This window comes from Kitasatospora sp. NPDC058218 (assembly GCF_042882445.1).
In the GTDB taxonomy this organism is placed as follows: domain Bacteria; phylum Actinomycetota; class Actinomycetes; order Streptomycetales; family Streptomycetaceae; genus Kitasatospora.
The window spans coordinates 1-1,126 of record NZ_JBHVWC010000171.1; the positions used below are offsets into that span (position 1 = coordinate 1).

At 67.1% G+C, this 1,126-nt stretch carries 1 protein-coding gene; it reads left to right on the forward strand.

Annotated elements, in window-relative coordinates:
* Positions 1-87: 87 nt before the first annotated feature.
* Positions 88-1,126: IS630 family transposase (locus tag ACFVYI_RS42455; RefSeq protein ID WP_387895493.1), on the forward strand; the 1,039-nt coding region annotated here is incomplete at its 3' end.

Genomic DNA, 1,126 nt, shown 5'->3' on the forward strand with positions numbered 1-1,126 from the left:
CTAGTGCCGCATCAGGCAACCTTCGCCTCGGTGTGACATGTCGTCCGGCTACTGCGCCGGGCCGCTTCAAGCAGTCAGAATGATCACGTGGCTGAACGTGTGCAGGTCCGGGAAATCGATGAGGACGAGGGGCGACGGCTACTGCGGACTGTCCGCCGGGGCACCGGTTCGGTGGTGACCTGGCGGCGGGCCCAGATGGTGTTGCTGTCCGCCCAGCGCATGAGCGTGGCGAAGATCGCCGAGGTGACGTTCACCAGCGCGGACCGGGTCCGGGACGTGATCCACAACTTCAACACGGACGGCTTCGACTCGCTCTACCCGAAGTACCGGGGTGGCCGGCCGAGGACCTTCACGCTTCCCGAACGTCGCGAGACGAAGAAGATCGCCAAGTCCAGGCCGGCCGAGCACGGCCTGCCCTTCTCGACCTGGAGTCTGGCCAAGCTGGCCGACTTCCTGGTCGCCGAGGGGGTGGTCGACGACATCAGCCACGAGGGCCTTCGGGTCCTGCTCCGCGAGGAGGGCGTCTCCTTTCAACGCGTGAAGACCTGGAAGACCTCCCGCGACCCCGACTACGCCGCGAAGAAGGCGAGGGTCGAGCATCTCTACGCGATCGCCGACGGCGAGGTGATACCCGAGGAGGGCGAGCCCGAAGTCGTCTTCTGCATGGACGAGTTCGGGCCGCTCAACCTCCAGCCGCACCCCGGCCGGCAGTGGGCGGAGCGCGGCGGGAAGCACAAGGACCCCGACCGCGATCCCCGACCGCGCAGACGGGCGACCTACACCCGCCCGCACGGGGTCCGGCACCTGTTCGCCGCCTACGACCTCGGCAAGGACCAGCTCTACGGGCACGTCAAGAAGACCAAGAACCGCTCCAAGTTCCTGGAGTTCTGCCGCTACCTGCGCTCGCTGCACCCGATGGACGTGCGGATCGCGATCGTGGCCGACAACTACTCGCCGCACCTGACGACGAAGCGTTGCCAGCGGGTCGGAACGTGGGCGGCGGCGAACAACGTCGAGATCGCCTACACCCCCACCAACAGCTCCTGGCTCAATCGGATCGAGGCCCAGTTCACCGCCCTGCGCTACTTCGCCCTCGACGGCACCGACCACGCCAGCCACAAGGAGC